Below are 16488 nucleotides of genomic sequence, written 5' to 3' on the forward strand. Positions count from 1 at the left end.
AAATGTCAGGTCTTAGCGAGCTGCATCGGGTTTGCGAGAAGAGGACTCCTCTTCCATATCACCACTTTGCTGGCGCTGGCTGGCAGCATTTTCCCGGCCAGCCTCACGCTGTTGGCGAGCTTCGGCAGCACGTTCCTTGGCTTCCTCGGCACGCTGCTGACCAAATTCACGCCCCATTTCACGAGCCTGGTTGGCTGTTTCCAGCCCTTTTTGGGCATTTTCCTGGGCCTCAGGGGCAGCATCTTCAGGCAGTTCCAGGGTTTCCGGTGCAGAATCCTCTTCAACAACCGTCATGCTGTCATCGGTTTCTTCTGCCAGCACCAAGGGGCTGGTGAACAGGCCGAAAGTGCATAACAGTGCAGCAGAAATCAGTAGCTTGCGCATGTTTCACCTCTTGTCTTTGCGAGTCTTTTGGTGGCTTTCATCCTTACTAACGCAGGCGACAGGCAAAAGGTTCCAAGAAATTTATAAAAATTATCTCGATGCTGCTGGCGCAGGCAAAGCCAGGGCAATCAGGGCTGCCAAAAGAATAAATACAGCCGAGATGGCCAGGCAGGCCAATAGGCCTGCACTTTGGTAAACATAGCCAGAGAGCAGAGTGCCTACCAGTCGACCCAGGGCGTTGGCCATGTAATAAAAGCCGACATCCAGGGAAACGCCTTCACTGCGAGCGTGGCGCACTACCAGGTAGCTGTGTACCGAAGAGTTGACGGCAAACAGTAGGCCGAAGACCAGCAGGCCGGAGATCAGCACCCAGTCATCAGGCCAGCCCCAGTAAAGACCGGCAAGGATATACAAGGGAGTGAACACCAGGGCCAGCCCCCAGCCACCGATGGTGGCAGCACCCGGCAGGCGACCCTGTTTCTTGCCGGTAAAGCGGGGGGCCTGGGTTTGGACCAGACCATAGGCAAGGATCCAGCTGGCCATAAAGCCGCCCACCAGCCAGTGGCTCCAGCCCAGGCTTTCGGCCAGATACACGGGCAGTGCTACCACAAACCAGACATCCCGGGCAGCAAACAGGAAGAAACGGGCTAGCGAGAGAATATTGATCGCCGGGCTTTTGGAGAAAATATCCCTGAACTTGGGTTTGGCCTGCATACGTCCCAGTTCTTGTTTTAATAACACCAACGAGCCGACCCAGACCCCAGCCAGAAGCAGCAGCATCGCCAATATTGCCCCGGCAAACCCCAGTCCGGTTAATAGCAGGGCGCCGACAAAAAAGCCCAGACCCTTGAGCGCATTCTTGGAGCCGGTCAGCAGGGCCACCCAATGGTAGAGGCGTCCTTGAGCCTCTTCCGGAACCAGGGTCTTGATCGCGCTCTTGGCGCTCATTTTATTGAGATCCTTGGCGATACCTGATAAAGCCTGGGCGGCCATCACCCAGACAACTGTAAGCCAGTCAGCAGGTACCAGCAGCATCCCCAGAGCCACCAGTTGCAGCCCCAGGCCAATATTCATGGTGCGGTTTAAACCCAGGCGGGCGCCCAGCCAGCCGCCGACCAGATTGGTGACCACCCCGAAAAATTCATAAAACAAAAACAAAAGGGCGATCTGCAAGGGGGCATAACCCAGCTGGTGAAAATACAGCACCACCAGCATTCGCAGGGCCCCGTCCGTCAGGGTGAAGGCCCAGTAGTTGCCGGTAATGATCAGATACTGCTTAATGCCAGGGGAAAGATGGGCCAGCATGATAAAAACTCGTGTCAGTAGGGCGAGGGATTATTGCAGATAGCAAGCAGGTTTCACTAAGGCCGTTTTTGCGAGGTATAGCCGTTCAGGACACTGCTATTTGTGAACACCAGGGAAAAGCAGGTGTTTGCCAAGTCAGGCTGTCTGCAACAGGACGTTGCAGTCAGAGCTTACAGGGATGTATTTGCGCGTCGTGACTGGCATGCACCTGCTATATGACCCGCTACACTCGCATAGCCTTGCGTGCCAACTCCACCAGTCGGTTGGCATAGCCCCATTCGTTGTCATACCAGGCATAGATTTTGACCTGGGTGTCGTTGATCACCAGTGTCGAGAGGGCATCCACGATGGTGGAGCGGGGATCGCCACGGTAATCCACCGAGACCAGGGGTTTTTCTTCATAGCCCAAAATGTTTTTGAGTTCACCCTCGGCTGCTTCTTTCAACAGGCGATTGACCTCTTCAGCAGAGGTGGCTTTTTCTACCTCGAAAACACAATCAGTCAAAGAGGCATTGGCCAGAGGAACGCGAACAGCATGACCGTTGAGGCGACCCTGAAGCTCCGGGAAGATATAAGTGATCGCCTTGGCTGATCCTGTCGTTGTCGGGATCAGGCTCATGCCACAGGCTCTGGCCCGGCGCAAATCCTTGTGCGGAGCATCCAGAATGGTCTGGGTGTTGGTGATGTCATGAATCGTGGTCATGCTGCCGTGGCGAATACCCAGTTTTTCATGAATGACTTTAACGATGGGCGCCAGGCAGTTGGTTGTACAGGAAGCAGCCGTCAGGAGGTCATCGGTGTCAGGGTTATAGAGGTGATCATTGACGCCCATTACCAGATTGGGAATGCCCTCTTCTTCCTTGACCGGTGCTGATACTACGACTTTTTTTACGCCCTGGCGCAAATAGCCTTCCAGCAGGTCGCGGGTTTTCATCTTGCCGGAGCATTCCAGCACCAGATCACAGCCTGACCAGTCAACTTCATCGAGGGTATGTTTGGCGGTGCAGCTCAGACGCTGCTCGCCAATCACGATTTGCTCACCTTCGCTTCGGGCTTCGTGATCCCAGGTGCCCTGCACCGAATCATAATTCAGCAGATGAGCCAGGGTGGCTGCATCTCCTGCCGGATCATTGATCTGCACAAATTCAAATTCCGTCCATTGCCAGGCAGCTCTCAGAGCCAGACGCCCCATACGGCCAAAACCATTGATACCGACTTTGATGGTTTGCATAGAGAAGGTCCTTTTAAACTTGAGTAGAAGCGGTTTCAGATGGGAACCAGTGGCGGGTGCGATTGGCAAAAGCCACCAGTGAAAGCATTACAGGTACCTCGACCAATACCCCGACAACGGTGGCCAGGGCTGCTGGGGAGGTGAGGCCAAAGAGGCTGATTGCCACGGCAACGGCCAGCTCAAAAAAATTGGAGGTGCCGATCAGGCTGGCGGGTGCAGCAATCGAATGCGGCAGTTGCATGCGCTTGGCGACCCAATAAGCCAGGAAGAAGATCATGTAGCTTTGGATCAGCAAAGGAATCGCAATCAGAAGGATGGAAAAGGGTTGAGTCAAAATACGATCGGCCTGCAACCCGAACAGCAGGACAACCGTGGCCAACAGCCCCAGGATGGTTGCCGGCTTGCTGGCCTTGAGCCAGGCATCCAGATGTTCACGACCGGATTTCAACAGCTGGCGCCGGGTCAGCAATCCAGCTAGTAGAGGAGTGGCGACATAAAGAAGTACTGAAAGCACCAGGGTTTCCCAGGGTACGGTAATTGACGAGAGTCCCAACAGCAGGGCAGCCAGAGGCGCAAAGGCAAAGATCATGATGATGTCATTGATCGAAACCTGAACCAGGGTGTAGCTGGAGTTGCCGCGAGTCAGATGACTCCAGACAAACACCATGGCAGTACAGGGAGCCACTCCCAGCAGGATCATCCCGGCAATGAATTCACTCGCCGTGGCCGGGTCCACCCATTCGGCAAAAAACACGCGAAAGAAAAGCCAGCCCAGGGCCGCCATGGTGAAGGGTTTAACCAACCAGTTGATGACCAGGGTGAGAAATAAACCCTGAGGTTGGCGGCCGACATTCTTCAGCGACTGAAAATCAATCTGCACCATCATCGGGTAGATCATGGCCCAGATAAAAACGGCCACCGCCAGATTGACGTGAAAATAAGTCAGCCCGGCAATGACTTCAAAGACCTGGGGCATCCACTCCCCTAGAAACAGCCCGGCCAGGATGGCCAGCGCTACCCAGATACTTAAAAAGCGTTCAAAAAGCCCCATAGCGTGTTTCCTTTATGTTGGTCATCTTCATCGGCTCTCTGGAGGCAGAGCCTGAAGGGTAAGGTGGATTAGATCCTGGGCCCAGGTATCCAGTTGTGAAGCCTGTCGGTAATAGACACGTTGCCCTTGTTTGTGAGCTTCTACGAGGCCAGCTTCACGCAACAGAGCGAGATGGCGGCTGACCTTGGGTTGGGATACCTGAAGTGCTGCGGTTAACTCCTGAACACAAACCGGTTGCTGCCGGTGAATCAGCTGCAGGAGTTGCAAACGACTGGAATCAGCCAGGGTTTTAAAGAGGCTTAGCGGATGCAGGCTCGGCCGGGGCGCATTTCTCTGATGAACACGGATGAAGTCCATGATCCTTTCCCGGATGGCATTCAGAGAAGACATGAAAACAACCAGCTCATCTCTGGTGGCCGGATCAGGGGAATCCCAGGTGAGGTGTTGTGCCGTCGGGCAAAGCCGTTGGCATTCATCGGCCGCCTGATCGCAGAGTGCAATCACATAATCCCAGTCCTGCTGGTCAACGGCTGAAAGCTTGCTGGATTGCAGATCGCTGGTTTTCAGTCCAGCAGCTGCCAGTGCCTTTAAAGCAAGTGGATGCGGTTTTCGGGGATGGGTTCCGGCGCTGGCTACGATAAAGTTTTCAGGAGCCAACTGGCGCAGCAGCGCCTCGGCCATTAGTGAGCGGGCGCTGTTGGCGGTGCAGATAAAAAGTACGCGCCTTTGCATGCGTTAAACCATATATAAATAAGCTTGCTGTTGAGTGCTTTTGTCTTCGTTTTAGGGTAATTGCTTGAAAGAAGGAAGGCTAGTCGGCTTTTGGCTTTTTTATGGAAAATAATAAATATGTTTTTCCATATATAAATGGCGGCACGCAAGAAAAACCGGACACTCTTTTTCAGTATCCGGCTGCAAGGGTTTTGATCAGCAGTTTCCTAGTTGGAAGGCAGTACGCGAATACGGCCCTTGTCATCCAGGGCGACCATGACAAAAGAGGCTTCAGTGACCTTGTAGAGGGTGTCTTCATCTCTTTCGTTGGGGGGTAGGATCCAGACCTCGACATTGAATTTCATCGAGCTGTTACCGGTTTCCAGCAGTTGCGTATGCACCTGGACCAGGCTACCTGTGCGTACCGGGCAGAGAAAATCCATGCTGTTGACGGAAACCGTGGCAGTGCGGCCGTGGGCCAGGCGGGCTGCCGCCAATTCTGCGGCCTGTTCCATCTGCGAGATCACCCAGCCGGCGGAGATGTCGCCGTGGAGATTGGTGTCCTGGGGGGTGGCAACCAGTTTCAGCATCAGTTGGCCTTCCGGGGCGGGTGCATCTTCCAATTCGTCTAATGGGCTCATGGAGACTCTGCTCTTATCGTTATTGGTCTTTTCGCAGTTGCGATATGGCTATAGCTTACCTTCTCCAGTATAGAAAGAAAATAAGTCTCTGCTTTCATCAAACTGTCATTTAAGCGCCCTAAGGTAGCGTTTATCGGATAACAACGCTTCCGAAACGCTGCTGACAGGCAGCATTAATTTAGTCGTAAAAATGATCGGAGAAAAGTATGAGCATCAAGTTGAAAGCACTCAGTGCTGCTGTAGGCCTGACCGCTTCCCTGGTAGCCGGTGTGGCTGCTGCCAATGTTGAAGATGGCATTCCCGAATACACTCAGGCCAGTGGCGTTTCCGGCAACCTGACCAGCATCGGTTCCGATACTCTGGCCAACCTGATGACCCTCTGGGCTGAAGAGTTCAAGCAGAACTATCCTAATGTTAACATCCAGATCCAGGCGGCCGGTTCTTCAACTGCTCCCCCCGCTCTGGCTGAAGGTACTTCCAACATGGGCCCCATGTCTCGCCAGATGCGTGACAGCGAAATCAAGGCTTTTGAAGACGAGTACGGCTACAAGCCTACCGCTGTTCCTGTTGCCATCGATGCCCTGGCAGTCTTTGTACACAAGGACAACCCCATTGAAGGTCTGACCATCCCTGAAGTGGATGCCATCTTCTCCTCCAACCGTCGCTGCGGTCTGGAAGAAGACGTAAACCGTTGGGGTGATCTGGGCATCACCGGCTCTCTGGCTGATCGCAGCATCCAGCTTTATGGCCGTAACTCTGTATCCGGTACCTACGGCTACTTCCGCAAAAACGCTCTGTGTGGCGGTGACTACAAGAACAACGTGAACGAGCAGCCTGGTTCTGCTTCTGTTGTTCAGTCTGTTTCCACCTCTCTGAACGCCATCGGCTACTCCGGTATTGGCTACCGCACTTCTTCCGTACGTGCCGTACCTCTGGCCGCTTCTGAAGGCGAAGACTTCCAGGCAGCGACCCCTGCTAACGCAGCCAGCGGCAACTACCCGCTGTCCCGCTTCCTGTATGTTTACGTGAACAAGCGTCCTAACCAGCCTCTGAGCACCATGGATGAAGAGTTCATCAAGCTGGTTCTGTCTCGCCAGGGTCAGGAAATCGTACACCGTGACGGTTACGTTCCTCTGCCTGCTGCAGTGGTTCAGCGCGTTCGTGAAGATCTGCAGATCGACTGATTCCAACCCGGTTGGAACTGAGAAAGGAGAGCTACGGCTCTCCTTTTTCTTTTTTTAAAGCCTGTAATCTAAATGTCATATAAGTGTCTTAGTCTGGCGCCAACGTTAATTCAGAAGGTTAGGTTATGAAGACTGCATCCTCGACCCTAGAGCGGGAATTGAATTCCCCGAAAACCCAACGAAGGCGCAAATATCGCCATCTGGGCGATGGTCTAACCCGCTACGGTATTGCCACCGGCGGGATAGGCGTCATCGTCGCGATCAGCTTGATTTTCTTCTATCTGCTCTATGAGGTTTTCCCTCTATTTCAGGACGCGGAAATCGAAGAAAGCAATCACTACAGCCTCCAGGGTGAAGCCGCAGAGGGCAGAACCCTGCGTTTGGTCGCTGAAGAGCAGAACGAGGTTTTTGCAAGGATTACCGACTCAGGTCAGGTGCACTTTATTCAGGTGGCCGATGGTCAGTCGCTGGGTAGTCATTCCTTGCCTCTGGGCGCCGACCAGACCATTACCAGTGTTTCTCCAGGCTTGCCGGGTGATGACATCCTGGCACTGGGTCTGAATGACGGCCGGGTGCTGCTGGTTGAATTCAGTTTCGGGGTGGAATTCGATGCCCAGGGCGAGCGCATCGGTGTGCGTCCGGAAATGACTTTCCCGCTGGGTGATGAAACCCTGATTCTTGATCCTGAAGGCCGCCCTCTGCAGGATGTTTCCCGTCAGGTCGGCCGTAACGGCTTTATCCTGGGGGGTATTGTCGACCAGGGCGAACCGTTGGTGCTCAAGCTGGCTACGCGGACTAACATGATCACCGGTCAGACTCAGGTGACGCCCCAGCCTGCACAGCTGCCTGCTCGTCATGCCTACCAACAGCTTCTTTTTAGCGAAGATCATATTTATACCTATGCCGTCAGAACAGATGGCTGGATGGATGTTTACAACACCCGCCGTCTGCGTGAACCCGAGTTGATGCAGCAGGTACGCCTGGTGCCCGATACCCAGGAAGTCACTGCAGTGCGCTTTCAGCTGGGTAGTGATTCCCTGCTGATCGGTGATAGCCAGGGTCGCATCACCCAGTGGATGCTGGCCCGCAATAGTGACGGTGAGCGTGAATTGACAGCGATCCGCCGCCTGGAACTGGGTGATCACCCCATTGCAGCTATCGAGCCAGAACACCGTCGTAAAGGTCTGGTGGCCGTGGATACCCAGGGTCGCGTGGGAATCTACAACACCACGGCGGAAAACAAGGTGATTGATGCCCAGTTGCTGGAAGCGGCACCTCAAGCGGTCGCTATTTCGCCCCGGGCCAGCATGCTGTTGCTGCAGGCTGCTGATGGTAGCTTCGTGACTTTTGATGTCGATAATCCCCACCCGGAAGCCTCCGCCAAGGCGCTGTGGGGCAAGGTCTGGTACGAGGGTTATGACCAGCCGGAATACATTTGGCAATCCTCGGGTGCCAGTAATGACTATGAACCCAAGTTCAGCATCACACCACTGGCTTTGGGTACGCTGAAAGCGGCTTTCTACGCCATGCTGCTGTCGGTGCCCCTGGCCATCTGTGGTGCCATGTACACGGCCTACTTTATGGCTCCGGCTGTGCGTAAAAAGGTCAAGCCGGTGATCGAGCTGATGGAAGCTCTGCCCACGGTTATCCTGGGTTTCTTTGCCGGTCTTTTCCTGGCGCCCTTCTTTGAACTCCATTTGCCGGGCATTTTTGCCCTGCTGGTGTTGATGCCTCTGGGACTGCTGGCCTTTGGTTATGCCTGGTCACAACTGCCGGATCGCATCCGCTTCCTGGTGCCTGATGGCTGGCATGTGCTGCTGCTTTTCCCCGTGGTCATGTTGATCGGCTGGTTCTCTTTTGCTGCCAGTCAGCCACTGGAAGTCTTCTTCTTCGATGGTGATATCCGCAACTGGCTGACCAATGATCTGGGCATTACCTACGACCAGCGCAACTCCATCGTGGTGGGCTTTGCCATGGGCTTTGCGGTGATTCCTACCATCTACTCGATTGCCGAGGATGCGCTCTTCGGGGTGCCCAAATCCTTGAGCCACGGTTCTCTGGCCCTGGGCGCTACAGCCTGGCAAACCCTGGTCCGGGTTATCCTGCCCACCGCCAGTCCCGGTATTTTCTCGGCGGTCATGATCGGTATGGGTCGTGCTGTGGGTGAAACCATGATCGTTCTCATGGCGACGGGCAATACGCCCATCATGAACTTCAATATTTTTGAAGGGATGCGCACCCTCGCGGCCAATATTGCCGTGGAAATGGGGGAATCGGCCGTGGATTCCAGCCATTACCGCATTCTCTTTTTGGCGGCACTGGTGCTGTTTGGCTTCACCTTTGTGGTGAACACCCTGGCCGAACTGGTCAGACAGCGTTTGCGCAAAAAATACAGCACTCTGTAAGGCAGGCTAAGGTTAGCAATTATGAGAATTTCATTTAAAGACTGGGTAAAAAGCGGCTCCCCCTGGATCTGGCTGAATGCCGGTGCTGTCGCCATCAGTGTGATGCTGGTTCTGGGTCTGGTCGCCATCATTGCTGTACGTGGTCTGGCCCACTTCTGGCCAGCCGAGCTGCAGGAGTCTCTGGCAACCGACCTTCAAGGCCAGCAGCGCATGCAACTGGGTGAAGTGGTCGAGGTTGAACAGGTCACCGCAGAACAGCTGCGCGGTGCGGGTTATGAAGTCCATGCCGATAGTGATTTTCTGAATCGCCAGCTGATGAAGGTGGGCAACCGGGATATCTACGGCTTTGACTTCCGCTGGGTACTACAGCGTGATCTGCAGGATATCTCCTATCCGCCTTATGCCGTGGCTATGGAAAGACGTGAGTGGGGTAACTTCTATGGTTACCTGCTGGGCATCACCGAAAATGGCGAACTGCTGGGTGAACAGGAGCGTGGCGAAAACCACCTCTGGGAAGAAGCCCAGAAACGTATCGACCGGGCCGTGGATATCTACTGGGAAATCCACGCTCTGGAGAAGCAGGACATCGGTGCCATCAACTATGAGTTGGAACAGCTGCGTCTGGAAGAAAGACGCCTGGAACTGGAAGGTGAAGACACGCCCGAAAACCTGGCTCGTCTGGAAGCAGAGAGGCAGAAATGGGACCAGGAATACCAGGCCCTGCTGCAGCGTTTGAATGCACTGAATGAAGACTTTTCCCGTGACTCCTTCCTGATGGAAACCACGGATGGCTACAAGCTGGAAATCGGTTTGGAAGAAGTGGTTCGGGCCTATCAGCCCAACAACATGAACCTCTTCCAGCAAATTGGTCACTATTTTGACAAGGTGTGGGAGTTTGTCTCCGAAGACCCGCGTGAAGCCAATACCGAAGGCGGTATCTTCCCGGCCATTTTCGGTACCGTGCTGATGGTTCTGATCATGTCGGTGATCGTGACGCCTTTCGGTGTCATGGCTGCGGTCTACCTGCGCGAATATGCCAAACAGGGCTTTTTGACCCGCACCATTCGTATCGCCGTTAACAACCTGGCCGGTGTCCCCTCGATTGTTTACGGGGTGTTTGGTCTGGGCTTCTTTGTCTACTTCGTGGGTGGCAACCTGGATGAAATCTTTTATCCAGAAGCCCTGCCAGCTCCTACTTTCGGTACACCGGGCCTGATGTGGGCCTCCCTGACCCTGGCTCTGCTGACTCTACCGGTGGTGATCGTTGCGACTGAAGAAGGGCTGTCGCGGATTCCCCGCTCGGTGCGTGAAGGTTCCCTGGCCCTGGGTGCCACCAAGGCGGAAACCCTCTGGCGCGTGGTTCTACCCATGGCCAGCCCGGCGATGATGACGGGTGTGATCCTGGCAGTGGCACGTGCTGCCGGTGAGGTGGCTCCCCTGATGCTGGTGGGTGTGGTCAAGCTGGCCCCCAACCTGCCGCTGGATGGCAATGCGCCCTTCCTGCACCTGGATCGCCAGTTTATGCACCTGGGCTTTCATATCTACGATGTCGGCTTCCAGAGCCCCAACGTGGAAGCTGCTCGCCCTCTGGTTTATGCCACGGCCTTGATGCTGGTGGCTGTGATTGCCAGTCTTAACCTGGCAGCTATCGCAATCCGTAATCGCCTGCGGGAAAAATTCCGCGCCCTGGACATGTAATTGATCACTTTTTTTGAGGCTAAAGAATGAACACTAGTGCACAACCCCGTACCCATGGCATGAATATGGGCGACCTGAACCGGGACGCCGCTTCAGCGGAGTTGTCCCTGAGCCAGGAAACCCCCTGTATCTCCACCCGGGACATGAGCCTTTATTATGGTGAGTCCAAGGCGCTGAAAAACATCACCATGGATATTCCCAAGAACCGGGTGACTGCTTTTATCGGCCCTTCCGGTTGTGGTAAGTCCACGCTGCTGCGCTCTTTCAACCGCATGAACGACCTGATTGATGGTGTTAGCATCACCGGTGAAGTCAATATCGACGGTCAGAATATCTATGACCGCCGGGTGGATGTAGCTGACCTGCGCCGCCGCGTAGGGATGGTTTTCCAGAAGCCCAATCCCTTCCCCAAATCCATTTACGAGAATGTGGCCTATGGTCTGAGAATCCAGGGCATTAACAACCGCCGTATTCTCGACGAAGCTGTGGAGTGGGCCCTGAAATCAGCCGCCATCTGGGATGAAACCAAGGATCGTCTGCACGAATCCGCCCTGGGCATGTCCGGTGGTCAGCAACAGCGTCTGGTCATTGCCCGTACCATTGCGGTCAAACCGGAAATTCTCCTCTTGGACGAACCGGCTTCGGCCCTGGACCCCATCTCCACGCTGAAGATTGAAGAGCTGATTCACGATCTCAAGGATCGCTTCAGTATCGTCATCGTGACCCACAACATGCAGCAGGCGGCTCGTGTCTCCGATTACACCGCCTTTATGTACCTGGGTGAGCTGATTGAATACGACAATACCGACACCCTCTTTACCAACCCCAGCAAGAAGCAGACTGAAGATTATATTACCGGTCGCTACGGCTAAGCCGGGAGGGGTCAACCCGTGGGAAACCGGCGCGGGCCGGCTTTCCCTGTTCAGCGTTCAATGAATAGAGATACTCGCCATGAAAATCAGTCAGGAAACACATACATCGCATATTTCCCAGCGCTTTAACGAAGAGCTGGAAGAAATCCGCAGCCAGTTGCTGGAAATGGGTGGTCTGGTCGAACAACAGGTCAAGGATGCCGTTCACTCGCTGGTGGAAGGTGACACCCACTTGGCCAGCGAAGTGAAAAAGAAGGATAAAAAGGTCAATCTGCTGCAAGTAGAAATTGACGAAGTCTGCACTCATATTCTGGCCCGTCGCCAGCCAGCAGCTTCCGACCTGCGCCTGGTGTTGGCGGTCATTCGTGCCACCTCCGATCTGGAGCGTATCGGTGATGAAGCCAGCAAAATTGCCAAGGCTACCCTGCGTCTGGCCGAGGAAGGCAGCTCACCGCGCGGCTATATCGAAGCCCGTCATCTGGGCAGCCATGTTCGCCAGATGGTGCAGGATGCCCTCAATGCCTTTGCCCGCTTTGATACTGCCCAGGCTCTGGCTGTTCTGCGTGAAGATGATACCGTGGATCTGGAATATCGCTCGGCCACGCGTGCGCTGATTACCTTCATGATGGAAGATCCGCGTTCCATCTCCCAGGTGATGAACATCATGTGGGTACTGCGTTCTCTGGAGCGGGTGGGCGACCACGCCAGCAACCTGGCGGAATACGTGATCTACCTGGTTGAAGGTGAAGACGTGCGCTACACCAAGCCGGAGAAAATCGAAAAGGTAGTCATGCATCAGGACGAGCTGGAGCCACCCCAGTTGGGCCAGTCTTCAGAAGATGAAGGTGAATCCAAGGAATAAAAGCCCTTCCATAAAAGAACCCCCGGTGCTGGGCTACCAACACCGGGGGTTCTTGGGTCATGAGAACCTCTCAGTCTCTATGGAAAATCAGCCTTCCCACTCATCCGTGGTGACGACTGATTCGGCCACCACCTGCATGGAATCGAGTATATCCTCGTCCATCCAGCCGGCCACGGAAACGCGATCACCCACTTCTATTTGCTGAAAACCCTTGTCATCCAGCGGATCATAAGCCATGTCCGAAGTATCCACGGTAATACGCTGGATGCCGTTATCAATGGTAAATTCATTCACACCGGGTGAAACCTCGGTGACATTGCCGCTCAAGTTGATGGCCACGTTGGGCACAAAACGGGTCAGGTGAACGGCAGGAAGAACTTCTTCCTCGTCGGCACTATTGGCGTAAAAATAGCGACCCAGGGATTCGACATAAACACTGCTGGCTTCAATGGTATCTTCAACAGAGAAGTTATCATCCACTTCCCCGTAGACCGTCACTTCATCCCCTTCCATGAGTGCCTGGGCTTCCTGGTCAATCCACGACCAGTCATCCATTTCCACGGTTATCTGGCCTTGGCCATAATCGAGCAGAAAGCTGCTGGGCGCGGTTTCTACCGCCGTTCCCTTGATAGAGATCCAGGAATCATCGGGCATGACCTTGGGGTTGGGCGTGGCCAGCGCCAGGCCGGGCAGGGCGGTTAGTAGAGCGGTAGCGATCAGCGTGCGTTTCATGCATACCTCCTTGATTTTAAAACCAATGAGTTCGCTTGAAATGCTTGCTTTAGCCAAGTGGTTTTACCCTAGAAAACACCTGCAGAGGCTGTCAAATCTGCAGGTGAATCGGGGAGGGTAGGAGGAGGCTAGCCGGCCTTGTCCAGCTCTTCAAGGATGCTGTCGGCGCTGCTCTGGTCAACGCCCTTGGGGTCCACCTTGAGGGCTTCAACCCGACCATCATCGACGATCATGGCATAACGCTGACTACGCTTGCCCATCTGCATGGCGCTGAGATCCTGGTCCAGCCCCAGGGTTGCAGCAAAATCACCCTGACCATCGGCCAGCATCAGAATATGCTCGGCATTCTGGGAGCGAGCCCAGGCATCGAGAACGAAAATATCATTCACGGCCGTGCAGATGATCTGATCCACGCCTCTGGCTTTGATCTCATCGGCCTTGACCACAAATCCTGGCAGGTGAGTCTGAGTGCAGCCGGGTGTAAAGGCACCGGGTACGGCAAAGAGGACGACGCGCTTGCCCGCGAAAAGATCACGCGTGGCTACTTTTTCAGGGCCTTCCTGGCCCATGATTTGAAGTTCCATATCAGGCAGGGAATCACCCAGTTGAATGCTCATGCAGGCCTCCTTAAAAGTTGACTGCTTTAGTCGGAAATCACCTTGCAGCCTAGCAGATGATCAGGCTTCTGCCAGGACTTTGCGAACCCAGTCAATTCTTTGGCTGACATCCTTGTGCAGGCTTTCTATCTTGTGCACTGCCTGTTGGGCGCCTTCTTCCATTTCCTTCATGTCCTGACTGAAGCCATCCACCTGGTGATGCTGACGGCTGGAAAGCTGCTTGCCTTCACTGGCGATCAGGGAAACCCGGCTGGAGCGTTCACTCAGATCGCGGGCACTGGCTTGCATTTCCAGGGCCAGATCCTTCTGGTAGCGGGTGGCATTACTGACCCCCTCGATTTGCCGACTCAGGCGATCCGTGGTTTTTTGCAGGGCTTCCAGCAGATGGGTGGAATGGCTGACCGCCCCCTGAGTTTTCTGGGACAGCTGGCGCACTTCATCGGCAACCACGGCAAAGCCTCGTCCCTGTTCCCCGGCACGGGCGGCCTCTATGGCAGCGTTGAGGGCGAGCAGGTTGGTCTGGTCGGAGATGCTGCTGACTTCTTCCAGAATCAGCATGACTTCCTCGACCGCCTTGACCAGATCACTGAGTGCGGTTTGGCCTTCGCTAATATCCGCCAGGGCCTGGTCACCGGCTTCAGCCACCTTTTGCGCGCTGGTTTCACTGGTCTGCATCATGCCCGCCGCCTCACTGGCAAAATCATGCATGCTGGTGGAGTTACCGTTCACCTCTTCGGCCAGGGCTTTAAGGGTCCGGCTGAATTCACCCGAGGCTTCCAACTGCTGGCGGGTTTGCAGAAAGTGGCTGCCCATCTGCTCGAAACTGGCCAAGACAGCCTCCAGAGTGGCATTCACTTCTTCCAGTTGGTGATTTTTCTGTTTCTCTTTTTTCTGCATCCCGGCGATCAGCTGATTAAAGCGCTTGGCGATGCGTCCCAGCTCCGTCTTGTCGGCTTCCATATCCACGGGTTGCAGCTGTCCCTGTTTGACCAGTCCGGTCAGGGCTGTTTCCAGTTTCTTCAGCTTGAGCAGCACCACCCGACGCTGAAAGTAATAAAGCAGCAGGGCCATGGCCAGCAGGGCCAGTGCAAAGGCAAAAAAGAGACGTTTGACCCAGCCCTCTACCCGGCTCTTTTCGGCATAAACCGCCTGTTGGCCCTGATCGATGGCTGTTTCCAAATCATCAATCAGCTGGTTGACGGCATTGAGGCTGGCGGTACGATCCTGGCGTCCCTGGCGGGATCTTTCCAGCTCCGATGGATAGCGGTTGTGTAGATAGCTCAGCTGGTGAGTAATGGCATCGGCAGTTTCTTCGGCGTCTTCATTGCTGGTTTGGGTATCCCAACCCATCATGGCCGCCATGGGGTCTTCTTCCTGTTCCGGGTAGATGCCTACCCGGGGTAGCTGGCTCAACTGGTCCAGGGCTTCCTGCTGGCTATCCCTGGCAGCCTGGAGTTGTTCCAGATAGTGCTCTTCACCGGAATGCCAGTAGCGTTCGCGGTAGGTTTTGATGCGACTGAGCTGATGGTAGAGGCTGCTGGCTACCTGCTGGTATTCATAGCCGCGCTCGGGATTCTGCTGGAAGGCCTGACGGGCGTAATCCTGCAGGCGCTGAAGCTCGGCCAGCATTTCCCGCTCATTCTGATAAAGCAGCGCCTGGGCATCACCGGCCAGCTTGCCTGCACCACGATAGTCATGGGTCAAGCCTTGCAACAAAGCCTGAGTGGGTTGCTGCAGGTTGTCGGCCAGTTCCTGGCTGGGTAATTCGGGGAGTACCTGGGTCTGGATTTGTTCCAGATCCTGAACTGCGGCATGCAGCTGTGAAGCATCTCCGCTGTCCAGGTAGGTTTGTATTTTTCCGCGTAGATCCACGGCCACCTGGCGATGCAATCCTGAATAATCCAGCGTGGTGATAAAAGACTGATGGAGTTGTCCCAAACCCCAATAGAGCGTGATAGCAAAGCCCAGAGCCAGTAACGCCAAGAGGCTGCTGGCAATCCGGGTAATGGTCACGATAGGCATAAATTCAAGCTCCGCTCATTAGGTATAAGCGGGAGGTTATGGCATTAATGTGACATTCATGTGACGTAGATCAATAAAAAAAGCCCCAGTCCCTGGGGCTAAAAAGAGAGGCGTGAATCGACGAAAAAGGCAGTATTACTGGGCGTTTAGCGTCTGATACTGCTGAATCAGCGCATCTGCAGGCGTGCCCTTGTTGTCACCGTTCTGAATAAAGACCAGGGTTTCACCTTCGGGGCCTTCGGCAATGCGGTTAACATGGTAGGTGGGTTCGCCGGTACGGGCAGAGTGAAACTCTTCCAGGCTGTCGGCGATGTAAATACGGTGGTCGCGTTGCAGCTGACCGTAGAAGTCGCCGTCATAATCGGCTGAACCATCATAGACCTGGATAAAATCGATTTCGCGTTGCTTGGCTTGATCCTTGCTCAGACCAAAGACCAGGGTCTGACCGTCAGGACCGGCACCAATCCGGTTAAGGTGGTAGGGCGGTTTGTTACCCATGACTGCAGCCTGATACCTGGCCACATCATCAAATACATAGATGCGACCATCGTCAGCGTGGTATTCAAACAACTGAACCGCATCAGTGGAGGAAGAATCCGTGCCCTGGGTGGCACAGGCAGTCATTCCGGCAAGGGAAAGGGCCAGAAGACCCATTTTGAAAGTTTTGCTCAGCATCTTGCTTTCCTGTCTGTAGAGTGGGTTTAAGCGTTAAGGTTTTGACCTGAAAGAAGAATAAGCAGGCAAGGTTGCAGAAAGGTGACTGTTTGGAGACG

The 16488-nt window shown here is 54.6% G+C and carries 15 protein-coding genes; 5 read left to right on the forward strand and 10 right to left on the reverse strand.

Translation table 11 applies throughout. The features are described 5' to 3' along the window. Window positions 1-12 precede the first annotated feature (12 nt). From DFK18_RS04225 to DFK18_RS04250, 6 genes are all read right to left on the reverse strand, one after another. Window positions 13-384: a hypothetical protein gene (locus tag DFK18_RS04225; RefSeq protein WP_114416966.1), complete on the reverse strand. Its 372-nt coding sequence runs from the start codon at window positions 382-384 to the stop codon at window positions 13-15. 90 nt (window positions 385-474) lie between these two features. After that, on the reverse strand, window positions 475-1689 hold the full coding sequence (gene arsJ / locus DFK18_RS04230) for an organoarsenical effux MFS transporter ArsJ (RefSeq protein ID WP_178006171.1): 1215 nt from the start codon (window positions 1687-1689) through the stop codon (window positions 475-477). A 223-nt stretch (window positions 1690-1912) separates the two neighbouring features. Next, window positions 1913-2920 carry an ArsJ-associated glyceraldehyde-3-phosphate dehydrogenase gene (locus DFK18_RS04235; RefSeq protein WP_114416968.1) on the reverse strand — a complete coding sequence of 336 codons (1008 nt, stop codon included), beginning with the start codon at window positions 2918-2920 and terminating at the stop codon, window positions 1913-1915. A gap of 13 nt (window positions 2921-2933) precedes the next feature. Next, the gene (gene arsB / locus DFK18_RS04240) at window positions 2934-3971 is read right to left on the reverse strand and encodes an ACR3 family arsenite efflux transporter (protein WP_114416969.1); all 1038 of its coding nucleotides are present in this window, start codon (window positions 3969-3971) and stop codon (window positions 2934-2936) included. 27 nt (window positions 3972-3998) lie between these two features. Continuing rightward, window positions 3999-4703, reverse strand: coding sequence for a metalloregulator ArsR/SmtB family transcription factor (locus tag DFK18_RS04245; RefSeq protein ID WP_114416970.1), 705 nt, complete (start codon window positions 4701-4703; stop codon window positions 3999-4001). 206 nt (window positions 4704-4909) lie between these two features. Next, entirely contained in the window at window positions 4910-5323 is a 414-nt protein-coding gene (locus tag DFK18_RS04250; protein ID WP_114416971.1) for an acyl-CoA thioesterase, read from the reverse strand. 206 nt (window positions 5324-5529) lie between these two features. On the opposite strand from DFK18_RS04250, the gene DFK18_RS04255 reads away from it, so the two are divergent. The 5 genes from DFK18_RS04255 to phoU all read left to right on the forward strand — a co-directional run bounded on the left by DFK18_RS04255 (window position 5530) and on the right by phoU (window position 12344). After that, the gene (locus DFK18_RS04255; protein WP_114416972.1) at window positions 5530-6507 is read left to right on the forward strand and encodes a PstS family phosphate ABC transporter substrate-binding protein; all 978 of its coding nucleotides are present in this window, start codon (window positions 5530-5532) and stop codon (window positions 6505-6507) included. Window positions 6508-6632: 125 nt separating this feature from the next. After that, window positions 6633-8912: an ABC transporter permease subunit gene (locus DFK18_RS04260; protein WP_114416973.1), complete on the forward strand. Its 2280-nt coding sequence runs from the start codon at window positions 6633-6635 to the stop codon at window positions 8910-8912. A gap of 21 nt (window positions 8913-8933) precedes the next feature. After that, window positions 8934-10610, forward strand: a complete 1677-nt coding sequence (gene pstA / locus DFK18_RS04265; protein ID WP_178006172.1) for a phosphate ABC transporter permease PstA — start codon at window positions 8934-8936, stop codon at window positions 10608-10610. 26 nt (window positions 10611-10636) lie between these two features. Further along, the gene (pstB, locus tag DFK18_RS04270) at window positions 10637-11482 is read left to right on the forward strand and encodes a phosphate ABC transporter ATP-binding protein PstB (RefSeq protein ID WP_114416975.1); all 846 of its coding nucleotides are present in this window, start codon (window positions 10637-10639) and stop codon (window positions 11480-11482) included. Window positions 11483-11561: 79 nt separating this feature from the next. Further along, window positions 11562-12344 carry a phosphate signaling complex protein PhoU gene (gene phoU, locus DFK18_RS04275; protein WP_114416976.1) on the forward strand — a complete coding sequence of 261 codons (783 nt, stop codon included), beginning with the start codon at window positions 11562-11564 and terminating at the stop codon, window positions 12342-12344. An 87-nt stretch (window positions 12345-12431) separates the two neighbouring features. Here phoU and DFK18_RS04280 read toward each other — a convergent pair whose 3' ends face one another. The 4 genes from DFK18_RS04280 to DFK18_RS04295 form a co-directional block, all read right to left on the reverse strand. Further along, on the reverse strand, window positions 12432-13076 hold the full coding sequence (locus tag DFK18_RS04280; RefSeq protein WP_114416977.1) for a single stranded DNA-binding domain-containing protein: 645 nt from the start codon (window positions 13074-13076) through the stop codon (window positions 12432-12434). A 128-nt stretch (window positions 13077-13204) separates the two neighbouring features. Further along, window positions 13205-13693: a peroxiredoxin gene (locus DFK18_RS04285; RefSeq protein WP_114416978.1), complete on the reverse strand. Its 489-nt coding sequence runs from the start codon at window positions 13691-13693 to the stop codon at window positions 13205-13207. A 60-nt stretch (window positions 13694-13753) separates the two neighbouring features. Further along, window positions 13754-15715, reverse strand: a complete 1962-nt coding sequence (locus DFK18_RS04290) for a methyl-accepting chemotaxis protein (RefSeq protein WP_114416979.1) — start codon at window positions 15713-15715, stop codon at window positions 13754-13756. A 135-nt stretch (window positions 15716-15850) separates the two neighbouring features. Next, the gene (locus DFK18_RS04295) at window positions 15851-16390 is read right to left on the reverse strand and encodes a hypothetical protein (protein WP_114416980.1); all 540 of its coding nucleotides are present in this window, start codon (window positions 16388-16390) and stop codon (window positions 15851-15853) included. Between the last annotated feature and the right edge of the window lie 98 nt (window positions 16391-16488).

It is taken from the genome of Marinospirillum perlucidum (assembly GCF_003336805.1).
Classification (GTDB): Bacteria; Pseudomonadota; Gammaproteobacteria; order Pseudomonadales; family Halomonadaceae; genus Marinospirillum; species Marinospirillum perlucidum.